Origin of the sequence: Rhizobium azibense (genome assembly GCF_004342325.1) — a bacterium.
Lineage (GTDB): Bacteria > Pseudomonadota > Alphaproteobacteria > Rhizobiales > Rhizobiaceae > Rhizobium > Rhizobium etli_B.
On sequence record NZ_SMBJ01000009.1, the window covers coordinates 49,098 to 74,659 of the forward strand.

21 protein-coding genes are annotated in these 25,562 nt (G+C 60.6%); 17 read left to right on the plus strand and 4 right to left on the minus strand.

What is annotated here, in order from left to right; genetic code table 11:
- Positions 1 to 127: 127 nt before the first annotated feature.
- From EV130_RS22140 to xylA, 5 genes are all read left to right on the plus strand, one after another.
- Positions 128 to 1,342 (plus strand): HlyD family secretion protein, encoded by a 1,215-nt coding sequence (locus EV130_RS22140; protein ID WP_074062541.1) that lies wholly within the window; start codon positions 128 to 130, stop codon positions 1,340 to 1,342.
- A 21-nt stretch (positions 1,343 to 1,363) separates the two neighbouring features.
- A complete protein-coding gene (locus tag EV130_RS22145) occupies positions 1,364 to 2,953 on the plus strand; it encodes a DHA2 family efflux MFS transporter permease subunit (RefSeq protein ID WP_132552509.1) in 1,590 nt (529 codons plus the stop codon).
- A gap of 125 nt (positions 2,954 to 3,078) precedes the next feature.
- Entirely contained in the window at positions 3,079 to 4,104 is a 1,026-nt protein-coding gene (locus tag EV130_RS22150; RefSeq protein WP_132661397.1) for a LacI family DNA-binding transcriptional regulator, read from the plus strand.
- A 16-nt stretch (positions 4,105 to 4,120) separates the two neighbouring features.
- Positions 4,121 to 5,575, plus strand: a complete 1,455-nt coding sequence (xylB, locus tag EV130_RS22155; protein ID WP_074062538.1) for a xylulokinase — start codon at positions 4,121 to 4,123, stop codon at positions 5,573 to 5,575.
- Between the two features lie 135 nt (positions 5,576 to 5,710).
- On the plus strand, positions 5,711 to 7,021 hold the full coding sequence (gene xylA, locus EV130_RS22160) for a xylose isomerase (protein WP_132661399.1): 1,311 nt from the start codon (positions 5,711 to 5,713) through the stop codon (positions 7,019 to 7,021).
- Between the two features lie 50 nt (positions 7,022 to 7,071).
- Here xylA and EV130_RS22165 read toward each other — a convergent pair whose 3' ends face one another.
- Positions 7,072 to 8,103 carry a LacI family DNA-binding transcriptional regulator gene (locus tag EV130_RS22165; RefSeq protein WP_074062536.1) on the minus strand — a complete coding sequence of 344 codons (1,032 nt, stop codon included), beginning with the start codon at positions 8,101 to 8,103 and terminating at the stop codon, positions 7,072 to 7,074.
- A gap of 167 nt (positions 8,104 to 8,270) precedes the next feature.
- On the opposite strand from EV130_RS22165, the gene EV130_RS22170 reads away from it, so the two are divergent.
- The 10 genes from EV130_RS22170 (at position 8,271) to EV130_RS22215 (ending at position 21,514) form a co-directional block, all read left to right on the plus strand.
- Entirely contained in the window at positions 8,271 to 9,794 is a 1,524-nt protein-coding gene (locus tag EV130_RS22170) for a sugar ABC transporter ATP-binding protein (protein ID WP_132661402.1), read from the plus strand.
- 72 nt (positions 9,795 to 9,866) lie between these two features.
- Complete coding sequence (locus EV130_RS22175; protein WP_074062534.1) at positions 9,867 to 10,877, plus strand: ABC transporter permease; 1,011 nt, start codon at positions 9,867 to 9,869, stop codon at positions 10,875 to 10,877.
- Positions 10,878 to 10,945: 68 nt separating this feature from the next.
- Entirely contained in the window at positions 10,946 to 11,896 is a 951-nt protein-coding gene (locus EV130_RS22180) for a substrate-binding domain-containing protein (RefSeq protein WP_132661404.1), read from the plus strand.
- Between the two features lie 245 nt (positions 11,897 to 12,141).
- Positions 12,142 to 13,194 (plus strand): sugar phosphate isomerase/epimerase family protein, encoded by a 1,053-nt coding sequence (locus EV130_RS22185; protein ID WP_132661407.1) that lies wholly within the window; start codon positions 12,142 to 12,144, stop codon positions 13,192 to 13,194.
- Positions 13,195 to 13,389: 195 nt separating this feature from the next.
- The gene (locus tag EV130_RS22190; RefSeq protein ID WP_074062531.1) at positions 13,390 to 14,577 is read left to right on the plus strand and encodes a Gfo/Idh/MocA family protein; all 1,188 of its coding nucleotides are present in this window, start codon (positions 13,390 to 13,392) and stop codon (positions 14,575 to 14,577) included.
- A gap of 233 nt (positions 14,578 to 14,810) precedes the next feature.
- Positions 14,811 to 16,184, plus strand: coding sequence for a GH1 family beta-glucosidase (locus EV130_RS22195; protein ID WP_132661410.1), 1,374 nt, complete (start codon positions 14,811 to 14,813; stop codon positions 16,182 to 16,184).
- 418 nt (positions 16,185 to 16,602) lie between these two features.
- Positions 16,603 to 17,676, plus strand: a complete 1,074-nt coding sequence (locus tag EV130_RS22200) for a methionine ABC transporter ATP-binding protein (RefSeq protein ID WP_132552502.1) — start codon at positions 16,603 to 16,605, stop codon at positions 17,674 to 17,676.
- A complete protein-coding gene (locus EV130_RS22205) occupies positions 17,666 to 18,331 on the plus strand; it encodes a methionine ABC transporter permease (RefSeq protein WP_074062528.1) in 666 nt (221 codons plus the stop codon). The genes EV130_RS22200 and EV130_RS22205 overlap by 11 nt, the downstream gene beginning before the upstream one ends.
- A 31-nt stretch (positions 18,332 to 18,362) precedes the next feature.
- Positions 18,363 to 19,139, plus strand: a complete 777-nt coding sequence (locus EV130_RS22210) for a MetQ/NlpA family ABC transporter substrate-binding protein (RefSeq protein WP_074062527.1) — start codon at positions 18,363 to 18,365, stop codon at positions 19,137 to 19,139.
- Positions 19,140 to 19,306: 167 nt separating this feature from the next.
- Complete coding sequence (locus tag EV130_RS22215) at positions 19,307 to 21,514, plus strand: bifunctional diguanylate cyclase/phosphodiesterase (protein WP_132661412.1); 2,208 nt, start codon at positions 19,307 to 19,309, stop codon at positions 21,512 to 21,514.
- A 2-nt stretch (positions 21,515 to 21,516) separates the two neighbouring features.
- On the opposite strand, the gene trhO is transcribed toward EV130_RS22215, so the two are convergent.
- The 3 genes from trhO to EV130_RS22230 all read right to left on the minus strand — a co-directional run bounded on the left by trhO (position 21,517) and on the right by EV130_RS22230 (position 23,903).
- The gene (gene trhO / locus EV130_RS22220; protein WP_074063333.1) at positions 21,517 to 22,446 is read right to left on the minus strand and encodes an oxygen-dependent tRNA uridine(34) hydroxylase TrhO; all 930 of its coding nucleotides are present in this window, start codon (positions 22,444 to 22,446) and stop codon (positions 21,517 to 21,519) included.
- A gap of 82 nt (positions 22,447 to 22,528) precedes the next feature.
- Complete coding sequence (locus EV130_RS22225; protein WP_074062525.1) at positions 22,529 to 23,437, minus strand: CHAD domain-containing protein; 909 nt, start codon at positions 23,435 to 23,437, stop codon at positions 22,529 to 22,531.
- Positions 23,415 to 23,903 (minus strand): CYTH domain-containing protein, encoded by a 489-nt coding sequence (locus tag EV130_RS22230; protein WP_074062524.1) that lies wholly within the window; start codon positions 23,901 to 23,903, stop codon positions 23,415 to 23,417. Before EV130_RS22230 ends, EV130_RS22225 begins: the two co-directional genes overlap by 23 nt.
- 151 nt (positions 23,904 to 24,054) lie before the next feature.
- On the opposite strand from EV130_RS22230, the gene EV130_RS22235 reads away from it, so the two are divergent.
- Positions 24,055 to 24,693 carry a 2-dehydro-3-deoxy-phosphogluconate aldolase gene (locus EV130_RS22235; protein WP_132661415.1) on the plus strand — a complete coding sequence of 213 codons (639 nt, stop codon included), beginning with the start codon at positions 24,055 to 24,057 and terminating at the stop codon, positions 24,691 to 24,693.
- A gap of 102 nt (positions 24,694 to 24,795) precedes the next feature.
- A complete protein-coding gene (locus EV130_RS22240; RefSeq protein WP_132552497.1) occupies positions 24,796 to 25,515 on the plus strand; it encodes a tellurite resistance TerB family protein in 720 nt (239 codons plus the stop codon).
- Positions 25,516 to 25,562 lie beyond the last annotated feature (47 nt).

A 25,562-nucleotide genomic window follows, 5' to 3' on the forward strand; every position in this document is an offset into this window, starting at 1 on the left:
GAACATTCTTTCATAAAATCGAACCGCCTGGTTCGATATCGCTTGATATGACTTCTAAAAGGCCCTATGTCAACTGAACCGAACCGTTCAGTTCGATCAATGTCACTCGATTTACCGGTCTTTGCTCATGTCGTCTAACCAGAAAACGAATGTCGCCCGCATCGTCAGCGATTCCGCAAGAGACGAGCCGGTGTCAGACGCCGTTGTCCCTGCCGAACCGGCGAGCGCCGAAGCTCCGCGTGCCCCTCAGGCTGCTCCCGATACGCAGACCGCTCCAGCTGAAAAGAAGAAGCGCCGCAGCCTGGTGCTACCGGTCGTGGCGCTCGCTATTCTGGCCGGCGGTGCATCATACGGCTACGAGTGGTGGACGAACGGCCGTTTCATGGTCTCGACGGACGACGCCTATATCGAAGGCGACATCGCAACGATCTCGCCAAAGGTCACCGGCTATGTCGCGAAGGTGAACGTTGTCGCCAACCAGCAGGTGAAGGCCGGGGACGTGCTCGCCACGCTCGACAACGGCGACTATCAAAACGCCCTCGATCAGGCCGAGGCCCAGATCGCCACGGAGAAGCTGTCGCTGAGCCGCATCGACGCGCAGATCGAAGGAGCCAAGGCAGCGCTTGCTCAGGCCCAGGCCTCCAAAGTGGCTCTCGAGGCGGCAGTCCGTGGCGCCGAGATCACACAGAAGCGCCAGGCTGACCTCCAGGCGAAGTCGGTCGGCACTACGGCCGATCTCGACACTGCCAATATTGCTCTCGACCAGGCCAAGGCCAATCTTGTCGGCGGCGACGCCAACATCAAGTCGGCCGAAGCAAACGTCACCATCCTCCAGGCGCAGCGCAGGGAAGCCGAAGGTTCGGTCCAAACGCTCGAGCTTCAGCGGGACAAGGCAGCCCGCGATCTGTCCTTCACGATCCTCAAGGCACCGTATGATGGAGTCGTCGGCAACCGCTCCGTTCAGGAAGGCGATCTCGTTTCGCCCGGCCAGCGCCTGATGGCGCTCGTTCCGGTGCGTCAGCTGTTCATCGACGCCAACTTCAAGGAAACGCAGATCCAGCACCTGGTTCCGGGCTCGAAGGTCAACGTGCACGTCGATGCTTATGACGACCATCCAATCGTCGGCACCGTCGAGTCGATTTCGCCGGCCTCCGGCTCCGTCTTCTCGCTACTGCCGCCGGAAAATGCGACGGGCAATTTCACAAAGATCATCCAGCGCGTCCCGGTCCGAATTGCGCTGCCTCAAGATGCGCTTGACAGCGGCCGCTTGCGCGCCGGCCTGAGCGTCGTCGTCGATGTCGATACCCGCACGGCGCCCGCTACAGGGCAGGCAGCAAAGTGATCAGCCAGCCGGAGTAGGCCAATGGCTACCACCGCTACAACAGGCGCCATTGCGGTCGCCGGTTCCGAGGAGCGAATGGACCCGCGCAAGCTCATCGCATTCTTTGCGATGGTGCTCGGCATGTTCATGTCGATCCTCGACATCCAGATCGTCTCCGCATCGCTTGCGGAAATCCAGGCCGGCCTTTCTGCCGGCTCGGACGAGATCGGTTGGGTGCAGACGTCATACCTGATTGCGGAAGTCATCATGATTCCGCTGTCGGGAACGCTGGCTCGCATCATCTCGACACGCTATCTTTTCGCTATTTCGGCTGCTGGTTTCACGCTGTCGAGCGTGCTCTGCGCAACGGCAACGAATATCGATCAGATGATCGTTTACCGCGCCATCCAGGGCTTCATCGGCGGCGGTATGATTCCGTCCGTCTTCGCGGCCGCTTTCACCATCTTCCCACCGTCGAAGCGCAGCATCGTATCGCCTATCATCGGCCTGATCGCCACCCTTGCGCCGACCATCGGCCCGACCGTCGGCGGTTACCTCAGCCATGCCTTCTCGTGGCACTGGCTGTTCCTCGTCAACGTCATTCCCGGTATCCTGGTCGCCACCATCACCTGGAATTTCATCGATTTCGACAAGCCGGAACTGTCGCTCCTGAAGAAGTTCGACTGGTGGGGCCTCATCTCCATGGGCATTTTCCTCGGTGCGCTGGAATATGTGCTTGAGGAAGGCAATTCGAACGACTGGTTCAACGACAGCTATATCGTCGCCGGTGCTGTGGCTTCCGCGGCAGGTGCGATTGTCTTCTTCTATCGCGCTTTCACCGTGGACTTCCCCGTCGTCGACCTCAGGGCCTTTACCAACAGGAATTTCTCCTTCGGTTCGGTGTTCTCGTTCGTCATGGGGATCGGGCTATACGGCCTCACCTATATCTATCCGGTCTATCTGGGGCGCATCCGCGGTTACGATTCGCTGATGATCGGCGAGACCATGTTTGTCTCCGGCCTTGCGATGTTCCTCACTGCGCCAATTGCCGGCCGGCTGTCGACGAAGATGGACCTTCGCCTGATGATGGTGATCGGCTTTACCAGCTTTGCGGCCGGCACCTTCGTCATGACCCACCTGACGGACGACTGGGATTTCTACGAGCTTTTCATCCCGCAGGTCCTGCGCGGGTTCGGGCTGATGATGTGCATGGTGCCGATCAACAACATCGCGCTCGGCACGATGCCGCCTTCACGTATCCGTGGTGCTTCAGGTCTGTTCAACCTCACTCGTAATCTCGGCGGGGCAGTCGGCCTTGCGGTGATCAATACCGTTCTCTCCAACCGCCAGGACGTGCACTACGAGCGGCTGCGGGAAAACATGGATTGGGGTAATCCGGCCGCCATCGACCAGATGAACAACCTGACTGCCAACTTCAACTCCTATGGCTTGGACGGTGCTTCGGCCGCCATCAAGCAGATGGTCGGGCTTGCCACCCAGCAGGCGATCATTCTCTCCTTCAGCGACGTTTTCCTGATCCTGACCGTTCTTTTCATGGCCATGATCCTCGGGGTCGCGATGATCAAGAAACCGGCGCCCCAGGGCGGCGGCGGTGGCAGCGGAGGCCACTGAGCGGTCGAAGAAACGAAGTCACGGCCGGCTTGGGATATGCCGGCCTTTTTCGTGCTCGACAGCCGATTGAAATTTTTGATTTACGTACATCAGATTTGGCGATAATGGTTTCATCAGGAGGAGCGATGAGGCCAACAGTTCATGATATCGCCGCTGCGGCCGGGGTCAGCCTGGCCACCGTCGACCGCGTGCTGAACCAGCGCCCCGGTGTGCGCCGCATCACGCGCGAAAAAGTGGAAACGGCAATCCGCGAGATCGGCTATGTGCGCGACGTTGCCGCCGCCAACCTCGCCAAGGGCCGCATTTATCCGCTGGTTTTCATCCTGCCTGCCTCGGACAATTCATTCATGCACGGGCTGCACGCCGAGATCGGCGAAGCGATGATCCGTTCTCCGTCCGAAAGGACGAGTATTCGCACGGAGGAAGTTGCCGCCTTCGATCCGGCCGCTCTGGTTACGGCGCTCGAAAAGCTCGCCGATGAACGTCCCGCCGGGATAGCGCTCGTCGCCACCGACGCGCCTGAGGTCGTCGCTGCAGTCGACAAGCTGGTGTCCGACGGCATTCCTGTCGTCACGCTGGTTTCAGACCTCACCGGTTCGCGCCGGCATCATTACGCGGGCGTCGACAATATCGCCGCCGGCAGAACGGCAGCGCGTCTTCTCGGACGCTTTCTTGGCGATGCCAAGGGCGAGGTTGCGGTGCTTGCCGGCTCCATGCTGGTGCGCGATCATCGCGAGCGCCTTCAAGGTTTTGCCGCTCTGATGGCGCAGGAATTTCCGAAGCTCTCCATCCTGCCGGTCCTCGAAGGCCGCGACGATCCGGAACTGGCGCACAAGCTGGTCGCCGACGTCTTGTCCAAGCATGAGCGGGTGATTGGCGTCTACAGCCTGGGCGCCGGCAATCGTGGTCTTGTCAGGGCGCTGAAGGCGAGAGCCTCGAGCCGCCCGCTGACAGTCGTTGCCCATGAATTGACCGTTCATACGCGCGCTGCCCTCATCGACGGCACGATCGATGCGATCCTCAATCAGAACGCCGGACACGAGGTCCGCAGTGCGATCCGCGTTCTCAAAGCAAAAGCCGACGGGCTTGCCGTCATCGATGCGCAGGAGCGGATCCGGCTCGACATATTCCTGAAGGACAATCTGCCGTAAGGGCAAGGAGAATGACATGTATCTGGGTCTCGATCTCGGAACCTCGGGCGTCAAGGCGATGCTCATCGACGGCGATCAGAAGATCATCGGCTCGGCGAATGGCTCGCTCGATGTTTCGCGGCCGCATTCCGGTTGGTCGCAACAGGAACCGTCGGATTGGATTCGCGCAACCGAGGAGGCTGTTGCGGGCCTGAAAGCGAACCATCCGAAAGAGCTCGGGGCTGTCAGGGGTGTCGGCCTTTCCGGCCAGATGCATGGCGCAACACTGCTCGATGCCGGCGACCGGGTGCTGCGTCCTTGTATTCTCTGGAACGATACGCGTTCCTATCTCGAGGCAGCGGCGCTGGATGCCGATCCCAAATTCCGCAAGCTGACGGGCAACATCGTCTTTCCCGGGTTTACCGCGCCGAAACTCGCCTGGGTCGCCAAGCATGAGCCGGGCATTTTCGCCAAGGTCGCCAAGGTGCTGCTGCCGAAGGACTACCTGCGGCTCTGGCTGACAGGCGAGCACATTTCCGAAATGTCGGATTCTGCCGGTACGTCCTGGCTCGATACCGGCAAACGCAAATGGTCGTCGGAGCTTCTCGCCGCGACCGGTCTCGACGAAAAGCAGATGCCGGCGCTGGTGGAAGGCACGGCGCAGGCAGGAAAGCTGCGCGGCGAACTCGCTGCCAAGTGGGGCATTGCGGGCGATGCTGTCGTTGCCGGCGGGGCAGGCGACAATGCAGCGTCTGCCTGCGGCATGGGCACCGTCAGCGATGGCGCGGCCTTCGTCTCGCTCGGCACGTCGGGCGTTCTCTTCGCGGCGAATGCCGCCTACCTGCCGAAGCCAGACAGTGCAGTCCATGCCTTCTGCCACGCACTACCCGACACCTGGCATCAGATGGGTGTCATCCTCTCGGCCACCGATGCCTTGAACTGGCATGCAAGCGTTACTGGCAAATCTGCTGCCGATCTCACGAACGAACTCGGCGAGACGCCAAAGGCACCCTCTGGGGTCACGTTTCTTCCTTATCTTTCCGGCGAACGCACGCCGCACAATGATGCCGTCATCCGTGGCGCCTTCATCGGCCTCGAGCATGAGAGCAGTCGGGTTGTGCTGACGCAGGCCGTGCTCGAGGGCGTGTCGTTCGCCATCCGCGACAACCTCGAAGCGCTGCGTTCGGCAGGTACCGATATATCCCGCGTCACCGCCATCGGCGGCGGCTCGCGCTCGCGCTACTGGCTGGCGGCAATCGCAACGGCGCTCGACATTCCGGTTGATCTGCCCGCCGACGGCGATTTCGGCGCCGCCTTCGGCGCGGCGCGGCTTGGGCTGATCGCGGCGACGGGCGCCGAGCCGGTTTCGGTCTGCACGCCGCCGAAGACGGCAAATACGATCGAGCCGGTGGCGGCTTTGAGCGGTGCCTATGAGGATGCCTACAGGCGCTACCGGGCGCTTTATCCGGCAATCAGATCGCTGGCGCATTGAGATGGTGGCTGCCCCTCATCCGCCTGCCCGTACTTGCAGCGGCGCCCTGTTCCCCTTTTTCCGGTGGGCAAAGGCAGGGGTTAAGGGGCGCGTGCCTTCATAAACAACAAGAGTGAAACCCAAGGAGACAACACCATGAGCACCGGATTTTTCGGCGATATCCAGAAAGTGAAATATGAAGGCCCCGACAGCACCAATCCGCTGGCCTTCCGCCACTACCAGCCTGACGAAATTGTCATGGGCAAGCGCATGGAAGATCACCTGCGCTTTGCGGTTGCCTACTGGCACACATTCACCTGGCCAGGCGGCGATCCCTTCGGCGGCCAGACCTTCCTGCGGCCCTGGTTCGAAGACACGATGAAGGCAGCAAGGCTGAAGGCCGATGTCGCCTTCGAATTCTTCCAGCTGCTCGGCGCACCCTTTTATTGCTTCCATGACGCCGATGTTCGCCCGGAAGGCAACAGCTTTGCCGAGAACACGAAGAACCTCAACGATATCGTCGATTACTTTGCCGAAAAGCAGGCTGCGACCGGCGTCAAGCTGCTTTGGGGCACGGCGAACCTGTTCTCGAACCGCCGCTTCATGTCGGGTGCCGCGACCAATCCGGATCCGGATGTCTTTGCATTTTCGGCTGCGACGGTGAAGACCTGCATGGATGCGACGCACAAGCTCGGCGGCGAAAACTACGTGCTTTGGGGTGGCCGCGAAGGCTATGAGACGCTGCTCAACACCGACCTCAAGCGCGAGCTCGATCAGCTCGGCCGCTTCCTCAACCTTGTCGTCGAATACAAGCACAAGATCGGCTTCAAGGGCACGATCCTGATCGAGCCAAAGCCGCAGGAGCCCACCAAGCATCAGTACGACTACGATGTCGCGACCGTCTACGGCTTCCTGAAGAGGAATGGCCTGGAAAATGAGGTGAAGGTCAATATCGAGCAGGGCCACGCGATTCTTGCCGGCCATTCCTTCGAGCACGAGCTGGCGCTTGCCAACGCACTCGGCATCTTCGGCTCGATCGACATGAACCGTAACGATTACCAGTCCGGCTGGGATACCGACCAGTTCCCGAACAACGTCCCGGAAATGGCGCTCGCCTATTACCACGTCCTGGCAGGCGGCGGCTTCAAGACCGGCGGCACGAACTTCGATTCGAAGTTGCGGCGTCAGTCGCTCGATCCGGAAGACCTGCTGATCGGCCATATCGGCGGCATGGACTGCTGCGCTCGCGGGCTTAAGGCGGCGGCCAGGATGATAGAGGATAAGGCACTTTCCAAACCGCTCGAGGATCGCTATGCCGGCTGGAACGGCCCCGAAGGCCAGAAGCTCTTGCGAGGCGAATATTCGCTCGAGCAGATCGCAGAGTGGGTTGAAACGCGCAACATCAACCCGCAGCCGAAATCGGGCAAGCAGGAACTGCTGGAAAACGTCGTCAACCGATACGTTTGAGCAATGCGGACCGGCGGCAGCTCTCGTTACCGGCTGCCGCCGTCTCCTTCTTACTTCCTGATCCAGTTCCGCGAGGGCGCCGAGACCGAGTTGCGGACCACCAGGTCGGGTCTGAGCAGGATTTCCGTCTCGGCGGGCTGACGGTCCGACAGCAGTTCGAGCAGCAGCGCCATGGCATGCTTGCCGATGGCGGTGCGCGGCTGGCGGATCGTCGTCAGCGAGGGTGACATGAAGACGGCTTGAGGCACGTCGTCGAAGCCGGTCACGGAAAAATCCCGAGGAATATCGTAGCCGCGCGCGCCAAGGCCGATCATCACGCCGATGGCGGTCTGGTCATTGACGCACATGAAGGCCGTTGGCAGCGTATCGCGCATAAAAAGCTGTTCGACCGCCAGCCGGCCGCTTTCGATCGTGCCGTCGCCTTCGAAGACAATTCGAAGGCCTGGACTGACGCCTGCGGCATCCAGTCCGGCGTCATAACCCATGCGCCGCCGGCTATAGGCGAGGCGGGTGCGCGAATCGCCAATGAAGGCAATATTTCGATGGCCCTCGGCAATCAGCAGGTCGACGGCCTTGCGGGCGCCTGCGATGTCGTCCACGCCGACATAGGGGATGCCGCCGTTGAAGACCGGCTCGAAGACGCCGACACTGGGCGGCAGGCGCGCCGTCATGGTCTGGTGTCCGAAGGGCAGGATGCCGGTGAACAGGATCAGCCCGGCCGCCTGATTGGAATTGAGGAACTTCAGATATTCGAGGCCGCGTTGGGCATCATTCTGCGTATGGCCGATGAGAATGCCGTAGCCGTGCGCGCGGGCTTCATTCTCCAATCCGACCAGGATGTTGGAGAAATTCGGGTCGCCGATGTCGGGCGCGACGACGAGAATCATGTTCGAGCGCCCGAGCCGCAGGCTGCGCGCCATCGCATTCGTCGTGTAACCGGTGATGGCGATTGCCTGATTGACCTTGAGGCGTGTCGAGTTCGCGACCTTCTCGGGCATATGGATCGCGCGGGAGACCGTTGCAATCGAAACCTGGGCAATTCGGGCGACGTCTTCGATTGTTGCGGGGCTGGAATTCGACACTGCGCTCTGCCTTGGGTCTCGTCTTGACCGGGACACTACACAGACTTCCCAGAAGGTCAAAGGCGACGCTGAAAAATTCTCATCTATGCAATGATGTAAACCTTTACATCGCCAATGTAAAGGTTTACATAGTCGCTAAAGCGGACGGGAGCCGTAGGGAGGGAAGAATGGATCCGGAGACCGTCGAAGGCGCGGTGCTACTGTCCGCGAGGCGAATTAGCAAGTCGTTCAGCGGCGTTCAGGTGCTCTTCAGCGTCAATTTCGATCTTCGCGCCGGCGAAATTCACGCGCTGATGGGCGAAAACGGTGCCGGCAAATCCACACTCGTCAAGATCCTTTCCGGTTTCGAAGAGCCAAGCTCCGGCGAAATCCTGCTCGACGGCAAGCCTGTAAAGCTGCCGCCCAATGGTGCCGCAGAGGCGCTCGGCATTGTCATCATTCACCAGGAATTCAATCTCGCCGAACACCTGACCGTGACCGAAAGCCTGTTTCTCGGCCGCGAAGTCACCCGTTATGGCGTTCTCGACCGCAAGTATATGCGCGCCGAAGCGCGGCGCGTCCTCGATCTCCTCGGCTCGCATGTCGACGTGAACGCGCAGATCAGCACGCTGTCGATCGCCGACAAGCAGATGGTGGAAATCGCCAAGGCGATCAGCCGCAATGCGCGGATCGTCTTCATGGACGAACCGACCGCCGTGCTCTCGCGCGAGGAGATCAATTTCCTCTTCAAGCAGGTGCGCAAGCTTCGCGACCAGGGAACGAGCTTCGTCTTTGTTTCCCACAAGCTCGACGAAGTCATGGAACTGACCGACCGGGTGACGGTCCTGCGCGACGGCCAATGGGTGAAGACCTCGCCCACTGCCATCCTGGACGGCGAATCCATTGCTCAATTGATGGTCGGGCGGGAGCTCTCCAGCCTGTATCCCGCCAAAAACGAACCCGATGTCGACGAAGAGGTCGTGCTCAGCGTCCATTCCGTATCGACCCACTATGTCCGTGATGCCAGTTTCGAGGTCCGCAGAGGCGAGATCCTCGGCTTTTCCGGCCTGATCGGATCCGGCCGTACCGAGCTTATGGAGGCCATCATCGGTCTGCGCCCGCGCGCATCGGGTGAGGTCACGGTCAACGAGCAGGCCGTGCCTCCGCACGACGTTCATGCCGCAAATCGCGCAGGCCTGGCCTACATGACCAAGGACCGCAAGTCCAAGGGACTGCTTCTCAACTCCGGCATGATCGCCAACCTTACGCTGCAATCCTTGGACAAGCATGGCCGGTTTGGCTATCTGAGCGCTGCGAGCGAAGCCGCTGCGATGGCAAGGGCCCGCCGCCGCTTCGACATCCGCGTCAGGGACGGCAATATCGTTGCCGGCCGCATGTCCGGCGGCAACCAGCAGAAATTGCTGCTGGCGAAAGTCATGGAGATCGAGCCGCAGATCATCATCATCGACGAGCCGACGCGCGGCATCGACGTCGGCACCAAACAGCAGATCTATCATTTCATTTCGGCACTGGCCCGCGATGGTCATTCGATCATCGTGGTGTCTTCGGAGATGCCGGAGGTGATCGGACTTTGCACGCGTATCGCCGTGATGCGCGAGGGGCGAATCGTCGGCATTTTGGAGGGCGATGAGATCTCCGAACAGGAAATCATGCGCTACGCGGCGGGACTGAAGAAAAAGATTGCAGCCTGACCAGGCGAAACGATCGGTCGAGGCGTGACGGCGAATTCCCAGGGATAATGGGACGGGAGGTTGGATTTGAACATGAGTGTAAGCGAGGAAAGCAGCCAAAAGGAAAGCCGGCGCCGATCCTGGCGCGATGTCGATCTTCGGGCGGTCGCGCCCTTTGCGGCACTGGCATTGCTTCTCGTTGTCGGGGCGCTGGTCAATCCGAATTTCATCGGCATCACGAACCTTGCCAATGTTGCAACGAGAAGCGCTTTCATTGCCATCATCGCTGTGGGCGCGACCTTCGTGATATCGGCGGGTGACTTGGACCTTTCCGTGGGCTCGATGGTCGCTTTCGTCGCCAGCCTGATGATCCTGTTCATGAATTCCGGCGCGATCGCCGATCCGGCGCTGATGCTGACGACTGCCATCGTGCTCACGGTCGTGATCGGCGCGTCATGCGGCCTTGCAAACGGTCTCATCACCACCGTCGGCAAGATCGAGCCCTTCATAGCCACGCTCGGCACCATGGGCGTTTACCGCGGCTTGACCACATGGCTTTCGCAGGGCGGCGCCATCACGCTGCGCGAGCCCGAACTGCAGGCACTCTACCGCCCGGCCTATTTCGGCTCCATCCTCGGCGTGCCGGTCCCGATCGCCGTGATCCTTGCCGTCACCGGCGTTGCAGCCTTCGTCCTCTACCGCACCCGCTATGGGCGGCATGTCGTGGCGGTCGGCTCCAGCAGCGACGTGGCGCGTTACTCCGGTATCGCCGTCAATCGCGTACGCACGATCGCCTTCGTCATCCAGGGCCTGTGCGTCGCCATCGCCGTGCTTCTCTACGTGCCGCGGCTTGGCTCGACCTCGGCGACGACGGGCATCCTTTGGGAACTGCAGGCGATCACCGCCGTGGTCGTCGGCGGCACGGCGCTCAAGGGTGGCGCGGGCCGGGTCTGGGGCACGATTTGCGGCGCCTTCATTCTCGAACTCGTCGGCAACATCATGCTGCTTTCGAATTTCATCAGCGAATACCTGATCGGCGCCATCCAGGGGGCGATCATCATCATCGCCATGCTGGTTCAGCGGTCGCTGGTGCGTAAATCGTGAATAGCCGGGTCTATGGGTCGCCCGGTCCTCGATCGACTAGGCCCTTCATTATTTGGGAGAGAGAAAAAATGCGAAGAAAAATTCTGGGGCTGGCGGTGGTTGCCATGGCAGTCCTCACGGGCGTCTCGTATGCCCAGGACAAGAAAGTAACGATCGGCGTTTCCATTCCGGCAGCCGACCACGGCTGGACGGCCGGCGTCGTCTTCCACGCAGAGCGCGTGGCAAAGCTGCTCATGGCCGAACATCCGGGCCTGAACGTCATTGTCAAGACCTCGCCAGATGCTGCAAGTCAGGCAAACGCCGTGCAGGATCTCGCGACCCAAGGCATCGATGCCTTGGTCATCCTGCCGTCGGATCCGGATCCGCTCGTCAACGCCATCAAGGAAATCAAGGATGCCGGCAAGTTCGTGGCGCTCGTCGACCGTGCCCCGAGCAACAACGATGATTCCGTTCGCGATCTCTATGTGGCCGGCAACAACCCGGCGCTCGGCGAAGTCGCCGGCAAGTATATCAAGGAAAACACGCCGGATGCAGAGGTGGTCGTCATCCGCGGCCTGCCGATCCCGATCGACCAGCAGCGCCAGGATGGCTTCGACAAGGGCATCGCTGGTTCGAACGTCAAGGTTCTCGATCGCCAGTACGGCAACTGGAACCGCGACGACGCCTTCAAGGTCATGCAGGACTATCTGACGAAGTACCAGAAGATCGACGTCGTATGGTGCCAGGACGACGACATGGCCGTCGGCGTGCTGCAGGCCATCGAGCAGGCCAAGCGTACCGACATCCAGTATGTCGTCGCCGGCGCCGGCTCCAAGGACATGGTCAAGAAGGTCATCGACGGCGACAAGCTGATCCCCGTCGACGTTCTCTATCCTCCGGCGATGGTCGGCACGGCGATGGAAATGACGGCAGCCAATTTCTACGATCAGGTTCCGGTGCGTGGCACCTATATCCTCGACGCGACGCTCATCACCAAGGATAACGCCAAGGACTTCTACTTCCCCGATTCTCCATTCTGATGTTCCAACTGCAATGCGCCCATTCGCAAGGATGGGCGCATTTTCTCTGCTTGCACACGCGCTGCGGCCAAGAATGCGGCACGTACCTCTTGCAGCCTCCAGACAGGCATGATTAGCTCGCTTCGGTTTGACTTTCGGCATTTCAACTGCATCTGCCCAAAGGCGTGCGGCGCCTTGCCCCAGCCGAAATACGTGCCAGAAGTTATCATAAACGTTTACGATCGATCATCAGGGAGGATTCTGACATGAAGACGATCAAAGGGCCCGGCCTGTTCCTCGGGCAGTTTGCGGGAGATGCCGCGCCTTTCAATTCATGGGATGCGATCACCAAATGGGCGGCTGATATCGGCTATAAGGGCGTGCAAGTCCCGACCTGGGCCGGTCAGTTGATCGATCTGAAGAAGGCTGCCAGCTCCAAGGATTATTGCGACGAATTCGCCGGCAAGGCGCGTGAAAACGGTATCGAGATCACCGAGCTTTCGACCCACCTGCAAGGCCAGCTGGTTGCCGTTCACCCTGCCTATGACGAAGCCTTCGACGGCTTTGCCGCACCGGAAGTGCGCGGCAATGCGAAGGCCCGGCAGGAATGGGCGGTGGAGCAGGTGAAGATGGCGCTGACGGCCTCCAAGCACCTTGGCATCAAGGCACATGCGACCTTTTCAGGTGCGCTTGCCTGGCCCTTCATTTACCCGTGGCCGCAGCGTCCGGCCGGTCTTGTCGAAACAGCCTTTGACGAGCTTGCCCGCCGCTGGAAGCCGATCCTCGACCATGCCGAGGCGTGCGGCGTCGACGTCTGCTATGAGATCCATCCCGGCGAGGATTTGCATGATGGCGTCACCTACGAGATGTTTCTCCAGCGGGTCGGCAACCATCCGCGCGCCAACATGCTCTACGATCCTTCGCATTACGTCCTGCAGTGCCTCGACTATCTCGACAACATCGACATCTACAAGGATCGCATCAAGATGTTCCACGTCAAGGATGCGGAGTTCAATCCGACCGGTCGCCAGGGCGTCTATGGCGGTTATCAGGGCTGGGTCGAGCGCGCTGGCCGCTTCCGCTCGCTCGGCGACGGTCAGGTGGATTTCGGCGCCGTCTTCTCGAAAATGACGGCCAACAATTTCGACGGCTGGGCCGTTGTCGAATGGGAGTGCGCGCTGAAGCATCCCGAAGACGGTGCGCGGGAGGGTGCTGAGTTCGTCAAGGCACACATCATCCGCGTTACCGAGAAGGCCTTCGACGATTTCGCCGGCAGCGGTACGGACCAAGCCGCGAATCGCAGGATGCTCGGGCTCTGAGCCTTGCTTTTTTACTTCTCCCCTCGGGGAGAAGATGTCCCGAAGGACGGATGAGGGGGCGCAGCCGAGCGACGTCTTGAGCAAACGGCGAAAGACTGCATCAGCCGCACCCCCATCCGGCTATCGCCACCTTTTCCCCCTGAGGAGAGGGAGTCGCGAGACCGTCGGCAAACACTCATTTCTTTGGAGGAACCTATGGCAATTGAAGGATCAAGTGAACAGGCGCGCGAGCCGCGCATCCGCCTCGGCATGGTCGGCGGCGGAGCGGGTGCGTTCATCGGCGCCGTGCATCGCATAGCCGCCCGCATCGACGATCAATACGAACTCATCGCAGGTGCGCTGTCGTCGACGCCGGAAAAGGCGATCGCATCGGGCCGCGATCTCGGCCTTGCCCCGTCGCGCACCTACGCAAGCTACCGCGAAATGGCGATCCGTGAGGCGAAGCTTAAGAACGGCATCGAGGCGGTCTCGATCGTCACGCCGAACCATGTTCACTACAATGCCGCCAAGGAATTCCTGCGTCGGGGCATCCACGTCATCTGCGACAAGCCGCTGACCTCCAATCTTGCCGACGCCAAGAGGCTGAAGAAGGTCGCCGACGAGAGCGGCGCGCTATTCATCCTGACGCACAATTACACCGGCTATCCGATGGTCCGTCAGGCGCGCGAGATGATTGCCAATGGTGAACTCGGCGATATCCGCATCGTGCAGGCCGAATATCCGCAGGACTGGCTGACTGAGCCTGTCGAGCAGAGCGGTGCCAAGCAGGCCGTCTGGCGCACCGACCCGGCACAGTCGGGCGCGGGCGGTTCGACCGGCGATATCGGCACGCATGCCTATAACCTTGCCTCCTTCATCACCGGCCTCGAACTCGACAGTCTTGCGGCCGATCTCGATAGTTTCGTCGAAGGCCGTCGCCTGGACGACAACGCTCACGTGCTTCTGCGCTTCAAGGCAAAAGGCAAGGAGAGGCCGGCCAAGGGCATGCTCTGGTGCAGCCAGGTGGCTCCCGGCCATGAAAATGGGCTGAAGATTCGCGTCTACGGCACCAAGGGCGGCTTCGAGTGGGTGCAGGCAGACCCCAACTATCTGTGGTACACGCCGTTCGGCGAGCCGAAGCGCCTGATTACCCGCAACGGCGCGGGTTCGGGTGCTGCCGCTGCCCGCGTCTCACGCATTCCCTCCGGCCATCCGGAAGGCTACCTCGAAGCCTTCGCGACGATCTATACGGAAGCGGCCCATGCGATCAATGCGCACAAGAAGGGCAAAGCGGTCGAAAAGGCCGTGGTCTATCCGACCGTCGATGACGGCGTGAAGGGCGTTGCCTTCGTCGAGGCCTGCGTTGCTTCGTCGAAGCGGAATGGGGCTTGGGTCAAGCTTTGATGACCGGATCTTGGGCGAGCCCCTCGTCCGGCTGCAGCCACCTTCTCCCCGCGAACGGGGGAGGTCCATCGCCTCGTTTTTCCGGAGACGTCAGCGTGAGTGCGACACCTACCCGGCAGGTCCGCTATCGGCCTGCACCGTTGCAGGATTGACGTCTCCACTCTGTACAACGCCGGTTCCTTTGGCTACACCGCCGCTTGACCGACCAGTCCATAACCAGACGGGGTTTTTTGATGATCGATCCCAAGACACTCGCCGCCCGCTTTCCGGGCGATTTCACCTTCGGCGTCGCGACGGCTGCCTTCCAGATCGAAGGTGCCAGTAAAGCGGATGGGCGCAAACCGTCGATCTGGGATGCCTTCTGCAACATGCCGGGCCGTGTCCATAACCGCGATAACGGCGATATTGCCTGCGATCACTACAATCGGCTCGAGCAGGACCTTGACCTGATCAAGGACATGGGGGTCGAGGCCTATCGCTTCTCGATCGCCTGGCCGCGCATCATTCCAGATGGAACAGGGCCTGTGAACGAAGCCGGCCTCGATTTCTACGACCGCCTCGTAGACGGTTGCAAGGCGCGAGGCATCAAGACCTTCGCGACGCTTTATCACTGGGACCTGCCGCTGCTGTTGGCAGGCGACGGCGGCTGGACGGCGCGCTCCACGGCCTACGCCTATCAACGCTACGCAAAGACCGTCATGGCGCGTCTCGGCGACCGGCTCGACAGCGTCGCGACCTTCAACGAACCATGGTGCATCGTCTGGCTCAGCCACCTCTACGGCATCCACGCACCGGGCGAGCGCAACATGCAGGCAGCCCTTCACGCCATGCACTACATCAACCTTGCGCACGGGCTTGGTGTCGAGGCCATCCGCGCCGAGGCGCCGAAGGTGCCAGCCGGCCTGGTGCTGAATGCGATGCCCGTCATTCCAAGATCACAGAGCAAGGCGGATATTGCGGCCGGCGAACGCGCGCATCAGTTCCACAACGGCGCCTTCTTCGATCCGGTCTTCAAGGGCGAGTATCCGAGCGAGTTCGTGGAAGCACTCGGCGGCAACATGCCCGCCGTCGAAGATGGGGACCTGAAGATCATCGGCCAGACGCTCGATTGGTGGGGGCTGAACTACTATACGCCTTTGCGTGTTGCCGACGACCCGGCAAAAAACGGCGATTTCCCGTGGACGGCCGAAGCGCCGCGTGCCAGCGACGTGAAGACAGATATCGGCTGGGAGGTCTATGCGCCCGGCCTCAAGCATGTCGTCGAAGACCTCTATCGTCGCTATGAACTGCCGGAATGCTACATCACCGAGAATGGCGCCTGCTACAACATGGATGTGGTCAACGGCGAGGTCGATGACCAGCCGCGACTGGATTATTACAGCGATCACCTGGCGGTCGTCGCCGATCTCATCAAGGACGGCTTCCCCATGCGCGGTTACTTCGCCTGGAGCCTGATGGACAACTTCGAATGGGCGGAAGGCTACAAGATGCGTTTCGGCCTCGTGCATGTCGATTACGACACCCAGGTCCGCACGCTCAAGAAGAGCGGCAAATGGTACCGGGAGCTGGCAAGCCAGTTTCCGGCGGGCAATCACAAGGCGGGTTGAACCTTCCGCCGCTTCTGGCGAGAAGACCCGAAAGCCGGTTGGGCCTTCTGGAAGACCCGACCTCTTGTTGTTCGATCGTTCGCTCCTTTCATCGTTCACCCCCATCCGACACTTCACCCGCCGGGGAAGAAGCAGGCGGTGCTGCTTCGTCACTCAGGCGATTGCACAATGGGTGTTTTTTTGCCGCCCTGACCGATTCAAAGAAAAAATCTCTCTGTCAATCGCGACTGGAACTCCGCCATAAAGCATTACATCCCTGCGCATGGCAGCCATGCGCCGATCAAATTGAATCTTCCGGTTGTGTGATGATAAAGACTGCCTCTCTGTTCCGAATGCGTTGCCGAATGCCGGCCTGATCAGACGCGCCGCGTCGCCAGCCATTCAGCGATTGCCGACTAGTTGAACATCGAGAGCATCCATGCCTTCCGACCCTTCCAGCGCGGCCAATGCCGCAAACAGCGTCCTCTTCGAAGCCGTATCGAAACGCTTCGGCGCCGAGAACAAATCGTTTACCGCCCTTGAAGCGGTCGATTTTGCCGTCGCACGCGGCTCCATTACTGGCATCATCGGGCGTTCCGGGGCCGGCAAGTCGACGCTGATCCGTCTTGTCAACGGCCTGGAACGTCCAACAAGCGGCAAGATCATCGTCGATGGCGTCAACGTGCCCGATCTGGACGAGGCTGGCCTGCGTGTGCTGCGCCGTTCGGTCGGCATGATCTTCCAGCATTTCAACCTGTTGTCCTCGCGCACCGCCTTCGGCAATGTGGCACTGCCCCTGGAAATCGCCGGTTTCGACAAAAACGCCATTCGTGCACGCGTCGAGCCGCTGCTTAATCTCGTCGGGCTTTCGGACAAACGAGACCGCTATCCGGCAGAACTGTCCGGTGGGCAGAAACAGCGCGTCGGCATTGCCCGCGCACTTGCCACGCAGCCGAAGCTCTTGCTTTCCGATGAAGCGACCTCCGCGCTCGATCCGGAGACCACCCAGTCGATCCTAGAGCTCTTAAAGCGGATCAATGCAGAGTTGGGGCTTACGGTGCTTCTGATCACCCACGAGATGGAGGTCGTTAAAGCCGTCACCAGCGACGTTGCGGTGATCGACAAGGGCATCATCGTCGAGCGCGGCCGCACCTTCGAGGTCTTCACCCGGCCGCAACATCCAACGACGCGCGCTCTGCTTGCCGGGTTGCCGGGTTCGAAGCTTCCGGCAGCGCTGGCATCCGGCCTGCGGCCGCACAAGACACAAGGCGGTCGCGTTGCCGTGCGCATCACGTTCTTCGGGCGAACTGCTGAACAGCCGCTGATCTCGCAGCTTATCCAGACGTTGGGTTCGGATATCAACATTATCGCCGGAACGGTCGACGAGATCGGCGGCGAACCCTACGGCTCGCTTATCATCACCTATGCCGCGGATGATGCGACTTTTGCGAAAGCGGATGAATTCTTCAACGCGAACGGTCTCGTTGCGGAGGTGCTCGGCTATGTCTCCTGATCTTCTGCTTCTCATAGCCAAGGCAACGCTCGACACGCTGCGCATGGTGGCGATCGCCGGCCTCATCGGCTCCCTGATCGGGTTGCCGATCGGCGTGTTCCTGGCCACAAGCGGTCGCGGCGAGCTCTTTCCGGCGCCTTCTTTCAACAGAGTCGTTGGACTGCTCGTCAACGCAACGCGCTCGACGCCTTTCATCATCCTCGTCGTTGCGATCATTCCATTCACGCGCCTGGTTACCGGCACGTCGATCGGCACCAAGGCCGCGATCGTACCGTTGACGATCGCAACCATCCCGTTCTTCGCGCGGCTCGTCGAGGCTGCCATCCGCGACGTCGACAAGGGCTTGATCGAAGCCGCCCGCGCCATGGGTGCGACCCCGATGCAGATCGTGCGCAAGGTGCTTCTTGCCGAAGCGCGTCCGGCGCTGACACTGGCGCTCACGATGACGCTGGTCAGCCTCATCGGCTATTCGGCGATGGTCGGCGCCGTGGGCGGCGGCGGGCTCGGCGATCTCGGCATTCGCTATGGCTACCAGCGTTTCATGCCGGACGTGATGCTGGTCGTCGTCATCGTCCTGATCCTGCTCGTCCAGGCGGTGCAGAGCGCCGGCGATGCACTTGCCCGCCGTTTCGACAAGCGATCGCGCAAGAATTGATCGAATTGCCATTAACCCAAGGAGAAGATTGATGAAGAAAATCATCCTCGCGGCCGCCCTTGCAGCGGCCTTTGCGACTGCTGCCGCGGCCGAAAGCATCAAGATTGGCGTCACGCCAGGTCCGCATGCACAGATCATGGAGAAGGTGAAGGAAGTTGCAGCGCCCAAGGGCCTCGACATCGAGATCCTTGAATTTTCCGACTATGTCGTGCCGAACCAGGCGCTTGCCGATGGTGAGCTGAACGCCAACTCCTTCCAGCACAAGCCTTATCTCGACAACCAGGTCGCCGATCGCGGCTTCGCGATCGTTGACGTCGCCTATACGGTCAACTTCCCGATGGGCATCTATTCCAAGAAGGTGAAGAGCCTGGACGACCTCGCCGATGGTGCCACTGTTGCGATCCCCAACGACCCCACCAATGGCGGCCGTGCTCTGCTGATCCTCGCCGATAAGGGATTGATCAAGCTCAAGGACGGCGCGAGCCTGAAGGTCGGACCTGCCGATGTCACGGAAAATGCCAGGAATCTGAAGTTCGCCGAACTCGATGCCGCCCAGCTGCCGCGTTCCCTCGACGATGTAGATGCTGCCGTTATCAACACCAACTATGCGTTGGAAGCCGGTCTTGATCCTTCCAAGGATCCGATTGCCCGCGAAGGCGAAAAGGCACCCTATGTCAATATCCTTGCGGTCAACGAGAAGGACAAGGATCAGCCTTGGGTGAAGACGCTGGTCGAAGCCTATCACAGCGATGACGTGAAGCAGTTCATCGCCGATACTTTCAAGGGTTCGGTTATCGCAGGCTGGTAAGCGACCCAACCGGTATGAAATCAAGCCCTCCCGTTCCGAGGGGAGGGCATTTCGATGCGCGGTGATCTTCATTCAGAAAAATCACCCTGGATGAAGCCTTGTAGCCTTTCGCTTTAACCGTTTTTGAAGCCTTGACTGGCAAAGTCCCCGTTATCGGGGAGTCATGTATGCCTGCGTTCTTTAGGCAAAAAAATCAGGCATCGGGGATCGGCCGCCACGCAACTGTTGCGGGTGTGCTTTTTTCCTTTGCGGCTATGGTCGCGGTCGTTACCGTCATGGTGCTGACGGCTTTGTCGCGCGTCACCGATAACGCCAATATTCTCGACGAGGAACGTTCGCGCGAAACCACGGCCGGGGCGATCAAGACGTTCGAAGCGCAACTCGGCGCGACGCTGAACGACTACGCCGCCTGGGACGACGCGGCCGTCAATGTCTATGCCCCGGATGGCATGGCTTGGACGATCAGCAACTACGGCGAAATGTCCTCCAATAGCGCGCTCTTCGACGTGGCGATCGTCATAGATGACGACAAGAAGCCGCTGATGGTCTATCGCGACGGCCAGCCGTCAAACGACGCGATCGACGATTTCTTTGCGCCGTCGCTGTGGACGTTGTTCGACAAAGTGAAGGCCGCCGGGCTCGCATCACCGGAAGCCGTGGGTTTCGTCGGCACCAAGAGCGGCATTGCGGCAGTCGGCGTTGCGCTCGTGCGTGAAAAATCCGGCACGCTGAATGCACCTCAAGGGCAGCGCCGCTACCTGATTTTTGCCCGCCATCTGAACGGGCAGACCATCAAGGGCCTCGGCGAGACCTATGTCATCCAGGGATTGAAGCTGGTGCCGGCCGCTTACGACGCGCACTATTCCGTGGCCATCGATGACGCCGCCGGCAAGGCACTCGGAAAACTCGTATGGATTTCGCGTTCGCCGGGCGACATCAGCTACGCACAGGTGCGCCCGACGATTGTGAAGGCACTCAGCCTCGTCGGGCTGTTCTTCGCCGGCCTGCTCGTCATCGGCTGGCTTGCCGGACGCCGGCTGAAGGCGGAGGAAAACACTGCCCGCGAGGATGCGCTCCGCGATCGCCTCAGCGGTCTGTCGAACCGCGAAGGCCTTGGGATTGCTGTCGATGACGTCGTTGCCAAGGCGAGGCAGACCGGCAAGAACGTACTGCTCCTCTATCTCGACCTCGACGGTTTCAAGGAGGTCAACGATGCATACGGGCATGGCACCGGTGATCAGTTGATCCGCGCAGTTGCTGCCGGCCTCAAGGTGCTGGTTCCAGATGGCGCGGTTCTGGCGCGCATTGGCGGCGACGAATTTGCGATTGCTTTCCTGTCTGAAGGCGGCAGCGCCGATGCGCTGCAGCTTTCGGAACAGATCCTGGATTTTTTGGCGGAGCCGCTGGAGATCGGCCGGCGCGTCGTCGTCATCGGCGCCAGCATCGGCATCGCGATGGCTGCTGGCGGGACGATCGGCCGCGAAGAATTGGTCCGCCGGGCCGATCTTGCGATGTACAAGGCCAAGGAAGCGGGCCGGGCCCGCATGACGCTTTACGATCCCGCCATGGATGCCGACCGCGAGGAGCGCAATGCGCTTGAACTCGATCTGCGCGTTGCGATCGAAAGTGGCGATCTGACGCTTGCCTATCAGCCGCTGATCGATGCCGCTACACATGAGATGAACGGCGTCGAAGCGCTGGTACGCTGGAATCGTCCCGGCCACGGACCAGTCTCACCGGACGTATTCATCCCCATCGCCGAGACCAGCGGGCTTATCGAGGCGCTTGGTCTGTTTGTGCTGCGCAAGGCCTGTGAGACCGCCAAGCAATGGCCGGAGCTGCGCGTTGCCGTAAACGTTTCCCCCGGCCAGTTCCGCAATCCGGCCTTTACCGACTATGTTCGCTATGTCCTGAAACATACGGCGATCGAGGCGGAACGCGTAACGCTGGAGATCACCGAAGGATACATGATCCAGAATCCGCAGCGCACCCGTCAATCGATCGAGCGGCTGAAGACGCTCGGCGTCAAGATCGCGCTCGACGATTTCGGCTCGGGCTTTTCGTCGATCGGTTATCTCCGCCAATTCGGTTTCGACCGCATCAAGATCGATCGTTCGCTGGTCGAGGGCGTGACCGAAAGCGACAGCCAGCGCGAGATGTTGCAGGCAACCGTCGCGCTTGCCCGCTCACTGGATATTCCGGTGACGGCCGAGGGCATCGAGACGGAAGAGCAGGCACTGGCCGTTCGTCTCTTTGGTTGCGATTGCCTGCAGGGTTATTTCTTCAGCAAGCCGGTGCCGGCAGACAGGATCACCGAAATGCTTGAAGCACGCCGTGCCCTGGACGCGATGCCGCGCCAGATAACCGCTGCCTGAACCTAAGTCCCGATGTGCTTGAGACCGCGTTTCTTGGCAAGCGCGATCTGCAGCTGCCGCTGGCGATAGCGAAGCCGGTCGTCTTCAGTGCGCGTATGGTAGCAGTAGCTGCAGGAAACGCCTTCCTCGTAAAGCGGCGAGGTGGTTTCCTTTGCGGTGATCGGATTGCGGCAGGCATGGCAGAGCTTGTGCTCGCCTTCCTTCAGTCCGTGCTCGACCGACACCCGCTCGTCGAACACGAAGCAGGCGCCGTCCCACAGGCTTTCCTCCCTTGGAACCTCCTCCAGATACTTCAAGATACCGCCCTTGAGGTGGTAGACCTCCTCGAAACCCTGCTCCTTCATGAAGGCCGTCGCCTTTTCGCAGCGGATACCACCCGTGCAGTACATGGCGATCTTCGGCTTGTTGTGCAGGCCGGTGTTCTGGCGCACCCATTCCGGAAATTCGCGGAAGGTCCTGGTTTTCGGATCGACGGCGCCCCGAAAGGTGCCGATCGCCGTTTCGTAGTCGTTGCGCGTGTCGATGACAACCGTGTCGGGATCGGAAATCAACGCGTTCCAATCCTGCGGCATCACATAGGTCCCAACCACCTTGTTGGGGTCGATATTGTCGACCCCCATCGTGACGATCTCTTTTTTGAGTTTCACCTTCATGCGCAGGAAAGGCATTTTGGATGCGCGGCTTTCCTTGTGCTCCAGGGCGATGAATTCCGGCTGCGCCCGCAGGTAGGCGAGCACCGTTTCGATGCCGGCATCCGGTCCGGCGATCGTCCCGTTGATACCTTCATGCGCCAACAGCAGCGTCCCCTTCACGCCGTTTTCTTCGCAAAGCGTCTGCAGGGGCACGCACAGGCTTTCAAAGCGCGGCACGGAAACAAAATGATAAAGCGCCGCCACGAGGAACGGGCTGGTGTGATTGATGCTGTCGGTCATGACGCTGAAATACAGTCTGAAGCGTTTTTGCGCAAGCTTTGCCATTGCGGGCGCGCGCGCCAAGTGTTGGCGCTTTTCGAATTCAGTTCCGGCTCAACAGCCAGAGTGCCTCGATCCGGCTGGCCTCATGTTGCGGTTTGTCGGCAAAGATGCGGCCGGCCTCTTGGAGCGCGGTTTGCCGCTCTTCCTGTTGGCGGAAGATGATGGCATCGAGCAGGTGGGCGAGATCTTCATTGCGGGTAAAGAGCTGCGGCTCCGCCTCAACCAGTTGCGACAGCACCGAGAGATCGTTGACGCGGCCGAGCCGTTCTGCGAGATCCGTGGCTGCATCCTGCTTCGCCTTCATCGCGGCGGGCCACAGATTTCGCAGCAGCGCGTGATAGAGCCGGTAGTCGTAGGTTCGCTTGCGCAGTTCATGAAAATCCTCAGTCGCTGCCGTATCGCGGCATGCATCGAACGCCGTGCGCGCTCTTTGCGAAGTGCGCTTCCAGCTGTTGGCGAGCATGCGGGCGTTCCTGCTGCGCTTGTTCTTGAAAGAAACCCTCTCGACTTCGCCGATCGCGTCCTTCAGCGAGACGGCCGTCTCGTGAAGCTTCTGCTCAAGCCCGCTTTCGGCCTCCGCCATCCAGTCACGCCGTGCTTGCAAAATTGTGACGATGCGCATGAGCGCCTCGCTCTCTGCGTTGCCGCGGGCGCCTTTTTGCAAATATTCGGCAGTACCGATCAGGGCTGTGGCGTCCCGGATCGATGAAAGCGATTTTGCCGTCTCGCGCAGCCTGGCATTTTGTCGCTTCTGAAAGTCCGGAACCTCCTTGGCCACGAGCCGGTAAAGAGAGCGCAGCCGCTTGACGTTCTTGCGAAAAGCATGGACCGCCTCATGCGCGCCGCCCGGCCGCTCCTCGAGAACAGCAATGGCACGTTCCAGCTGTTCCGTTGCCACTCTTCGAAACTCATCGGTGAAATCGAAATCAGGCCGTATGCGAAAGGGCATCCTGATCGTACTCGAATTCGGTCGCCAGCGCTTGGTTGGAATAGCGGAAATCGCCGGTCACTTCGCGGCCAAGCCAGGCCGGGCGGGAGGGATCGTCATTTTCGGACGTCATCTCCACCTCAGCGATCACCAGGCCGCGATGCGCACCGGCAAAGACATCGACTTCCCACACGAAGCTGTCATGCGGCACGCGGTAGCGCGTTTTTTCGATCACCAGGCCAATGGCGCTTTGCATCAGCTCTTCGGCGTCAGAAACGGGAATTTCGTATTCGAATTCGTCGCGGGTCACGCTGCTGCGGCCGATCTTGATCGTCAGCCGCGCGCTCTTTCCGTCAAGGATGCGCACACGCACGGACCGGTCGTCCATCGAGGCGATGTAACCTTGTCTGAGGATCGATTTCGTCACGGCCTTGGCGCGCCAGCCGTCGTTGCGTACCAGAAATTTCCGCTCGATCTCTTTCGCCATTTCAGTGAACCTTTTGTGACGATCGCCGCACCGTAGCGTAAATCTCCCGGAAGGGATACCCATCTTCTTGCCGCATCTGTTTTGTCTCGACAAATCGGGTCCATAGGGGTATTCGGGAGCCCAATTCAATCGTTTAGGGAACCGTGCGGCCATGGGCGAGAAGACAGAAAAGCTCCTTTCCATCCTCAAACTCCAGCCAGTTGTTCCGGTGCTTATCGTCGATGACGTGAAGTCCGGCGTTTTGCTGGCGCGTGCGCTGGTCGCAGGCGGCCTGAAGGCGATTGAGATCACCATGCGCACGCCTGCAGCACTCGATACGGTCCGTGCCGTTGCCCAGGAGGTCGAAGGTGCGGAAGTCGGCGCAGGCACGATCCTGGATGCAAAGCAGTGGGATGCGGCCATTGCTGCCGGCTCGAAGTTCGTCGTCAGCCCGGGGGCCACGCAGGAACTGCTCGATGCCGCTTCGGCATCGCCGGTTCCGCTGCTGCCGGGCGCTGCTACGGCAAGCGAGGTCATGGCGCTTCGCGAAGAAGGCTACAAGGTATTGAAATTCTTTCCCGCCGAACAGGCAGGCGGAGCCGCATATCTCAAGGCGCTTTCCTCGCCGCTCGCCGGCACGCTCTTCTGCCCGACCGGTGGCATTTCGCTCAAAAACGCCAATGATTACCTGTCTTTGCCTAACGTCATCTGCGTTGGCGGATCCTGGGTGGCGCCGAAGGAACTCGTCGCTGCGGGCGATTGGGGAGGGATCACCAAGCTCGCCTCGGAAGCGGCTGCGCTGAAAGCCTGACATTTTCCTGATCGCAACAAGGTGCCGGCGGCTTCGCCGGCATTTGTATTTGCCAATCTGGTTCCTATCTTCAGTTCTGCCTCAACAGGGAGACGATGAAGGATGTTCGACGCGAAGAAGCTTCTTGACCAGTTCCTGGGATCTCAAATACCGGGCGTCGGCGGAAGTGTCCGCAACCGGGCCGGCGATGCCGTCCAGTTGGCCAAGGATAATCCGTGGAAGGCCGGAGCGCTGGCGACTGTGCTTCTTGGGACGAAGACGGGCCGCAACATTGCCGGCAACGCGATAGCAATCGGCGGGCTCGCAGCGATCGCCGGCCTCGGATACCAGGCCTACAAGAACTACCAGGCGGGTCAGGCACCTGCCACGCCTTCGGATGCCCCTCCGCCGTCGACGCCGGTTCTCCTGCCGGCACCCGCCGATTCCGGTTTCGGTCCGGCTTCGCCTGCTGGCAGCAACGAATTTGCCCTGGTGCTGATCCGCGCCATGATCGCGGCGGCCAAAGCCGACGGCCATATCGACGACGCCGAGCGAGCGCATGTCATGGACAAGATGAGGGCCGCCGACGTCAGCGGTGAAGCTGCGTCATTCATCGAGCGCGAGCTCGCCTCGCCAACCGATCTCGACGCGCTGGTCGCAGCCGCCACTACGGAGGAACAGAGGGTCGAGCTCTATACGGCATCGCGCCTGACGATCGAGCCGGACTCGCGGGCCGAGCGCGGCTATCTCGATCTCCTTGCAGGGCGTCTTGGCCTTGCCGATGCGCTTGTGGACCATATCGAGGCAACGGTTTCCTCCGCCAAGGTTTCCTTGTCACGGTGACATGCAGGCTGGTTGCCTTTCCCGGGCGGCTGGCCTATCCACTCTTC

What these genes read in the sequence shown, in the direction of transcription:
- xylA (WP_132661399.1), top strand. Translation starts at nt 5,711, where the DNA reads ATGAGCACCGGATTTTTCGGCGATATCCAGAAAGTGAAATATGAAGGC.
- EV130_RS22170 (WP_132661402.1), top strand. Translation starts at nt 8,271, where the DNA reads ATGGATCCGGAGACCGTCGAAGGCGCGGTGCTACTGTCCGCGAGGCGA.
- EV130_RS22200 (WP_132552502.1), top strand. Translation starts at nt 16,603, where the DNA reads ATGCCTTCCGACCCTTCCAGCGCGGCCAATGCCGCAAACAGCGTCCTC.
- EV130_RS22180 (WP_132661404.1), top strand. Translation starts at nt 10,946, where the DNA reads ATGCGAAGAAAAATTCTGGGGCTGGCGGTGGTTGCCATGGCAGTCCTC.
- EV130_RS22230 (WP_074062524.1), bottom strand. Translation starts at nt 23,903, where the DNA reads ATGGCGAAAGAGATCGAGCGGAAATTTCTGGTACGCAACGACGGCTGG.
- EV130_RS22175 (WP_074062534.1), top strand. Translation starts at nt 9,867, where the DNA reads ATGAGTGTAAGCGAGGAAAGCAGCCAAAAGGAAAGCCGGCGCCGATCC.
- trhO (WP_074063333.1), bottom strand. Translation starts at nt 22,446, where the DNA reads ATGACCGACAGCATCAATCACACCAGCCCGTTCCTCGTGGCGGCGCTT.
- EV130_RS22145 (WP_132552509.1), top strand. Translation starts at nt 1,364, where the DNA reads ATGGCTACCACCGCTACAACAGGCGCCATTGCGGTCGCCGGTTCCGAG.
- EV130_RS22210 (WP_074062527.1), top strand. Translation starts at nt 18,363, where the DNA reads ATGAAGAAAATCATCCTCGCGGCCGCCCTTGCAGCGGCCTTTGCGACT.
- xylB (WP_074062538.1), top strand. Translation starts at nt 4,121, where the DNA reads ATGTATCTGGGTCTCGATCTCGGAACCTCGGGCGTCAAGGCGATGCTC.
- EV130_RS22190 (WP_074062531.1), top strand. Translation starts at nt 13,390, where the DNA reads ATGGCAATTGAAGGATCAAGTGAACAGGCGCGCGAGCCGCGCATCCGC.
- EV130_RS22215 (WP_132661412.1), top strand. Translation starts at nt 19,307, where the DNA reads ATGCCTGCGTTCTTTAGGCAAAAAAATCAGGCATCGGGGATCGGCCGC.
- EV130_RS22150 (WP_132661397.1), top strand. Translation starts at nt 3,079, where the DNA reads ATGAGGCCAACAGTTCATGATATCGCCGCTGCGGCCGGGGTCAGCCTG.
- EV130_RS22185 (WP_132661407.1), top strand. Translation starts at nt 12,142, where the DNA reads ATGAAGACGATCAAAGGGCCCGGCCTGTTCCTCGGGCAGTTTGCGGGA.
- EV130_RS22235 (WP_132661415.1), top strand. Translation starts at nt 24,055, where the DNA reads ATGGGCGAGAAGACAGAAAAGCTCCTTTCCATCCTCAAACTCCAGCCA.
- EV130_RS22205 (WP_074062528.1), top strand. Translation starts at nt 17,666, where the DNA reads ATGTCTCCTGATCTTCTGCTTCTCATAGCCAAGGCAACGCTCGACACG.
- EV130_RS22195 (WP_132661410.1), top strand. Translation starts at nt 14,811, where the DNA reads ATGATCGATCCCAAGACACTCGCCGCCCGCTTTCCGGGCGATTTCACC.
- EV130_RS22225 (WP_074062525.1), bottom strand. Translation starts at nt 23,437, where the DNA reads ATGCCCTTTCGCATACGGCCTGATTTCGATTTCACCGATGAGTTTCGA.
- EV130_RS22240 (WP_132552497.1), top strand. Translation starts at nt 24,796, where the DNA reads ATGTTCGACGCGAAGAAGCTTCTTGACCAGTTCCTGGGATCTCAAATA.
- EV130_RS22140 (WP_074062541.1), top strand. Translation starts at nt 128, where the DNA reads ATGTCGTCTAACCAGAAAACGAATGTCGCCCGCATCGTCAGCGATTCC.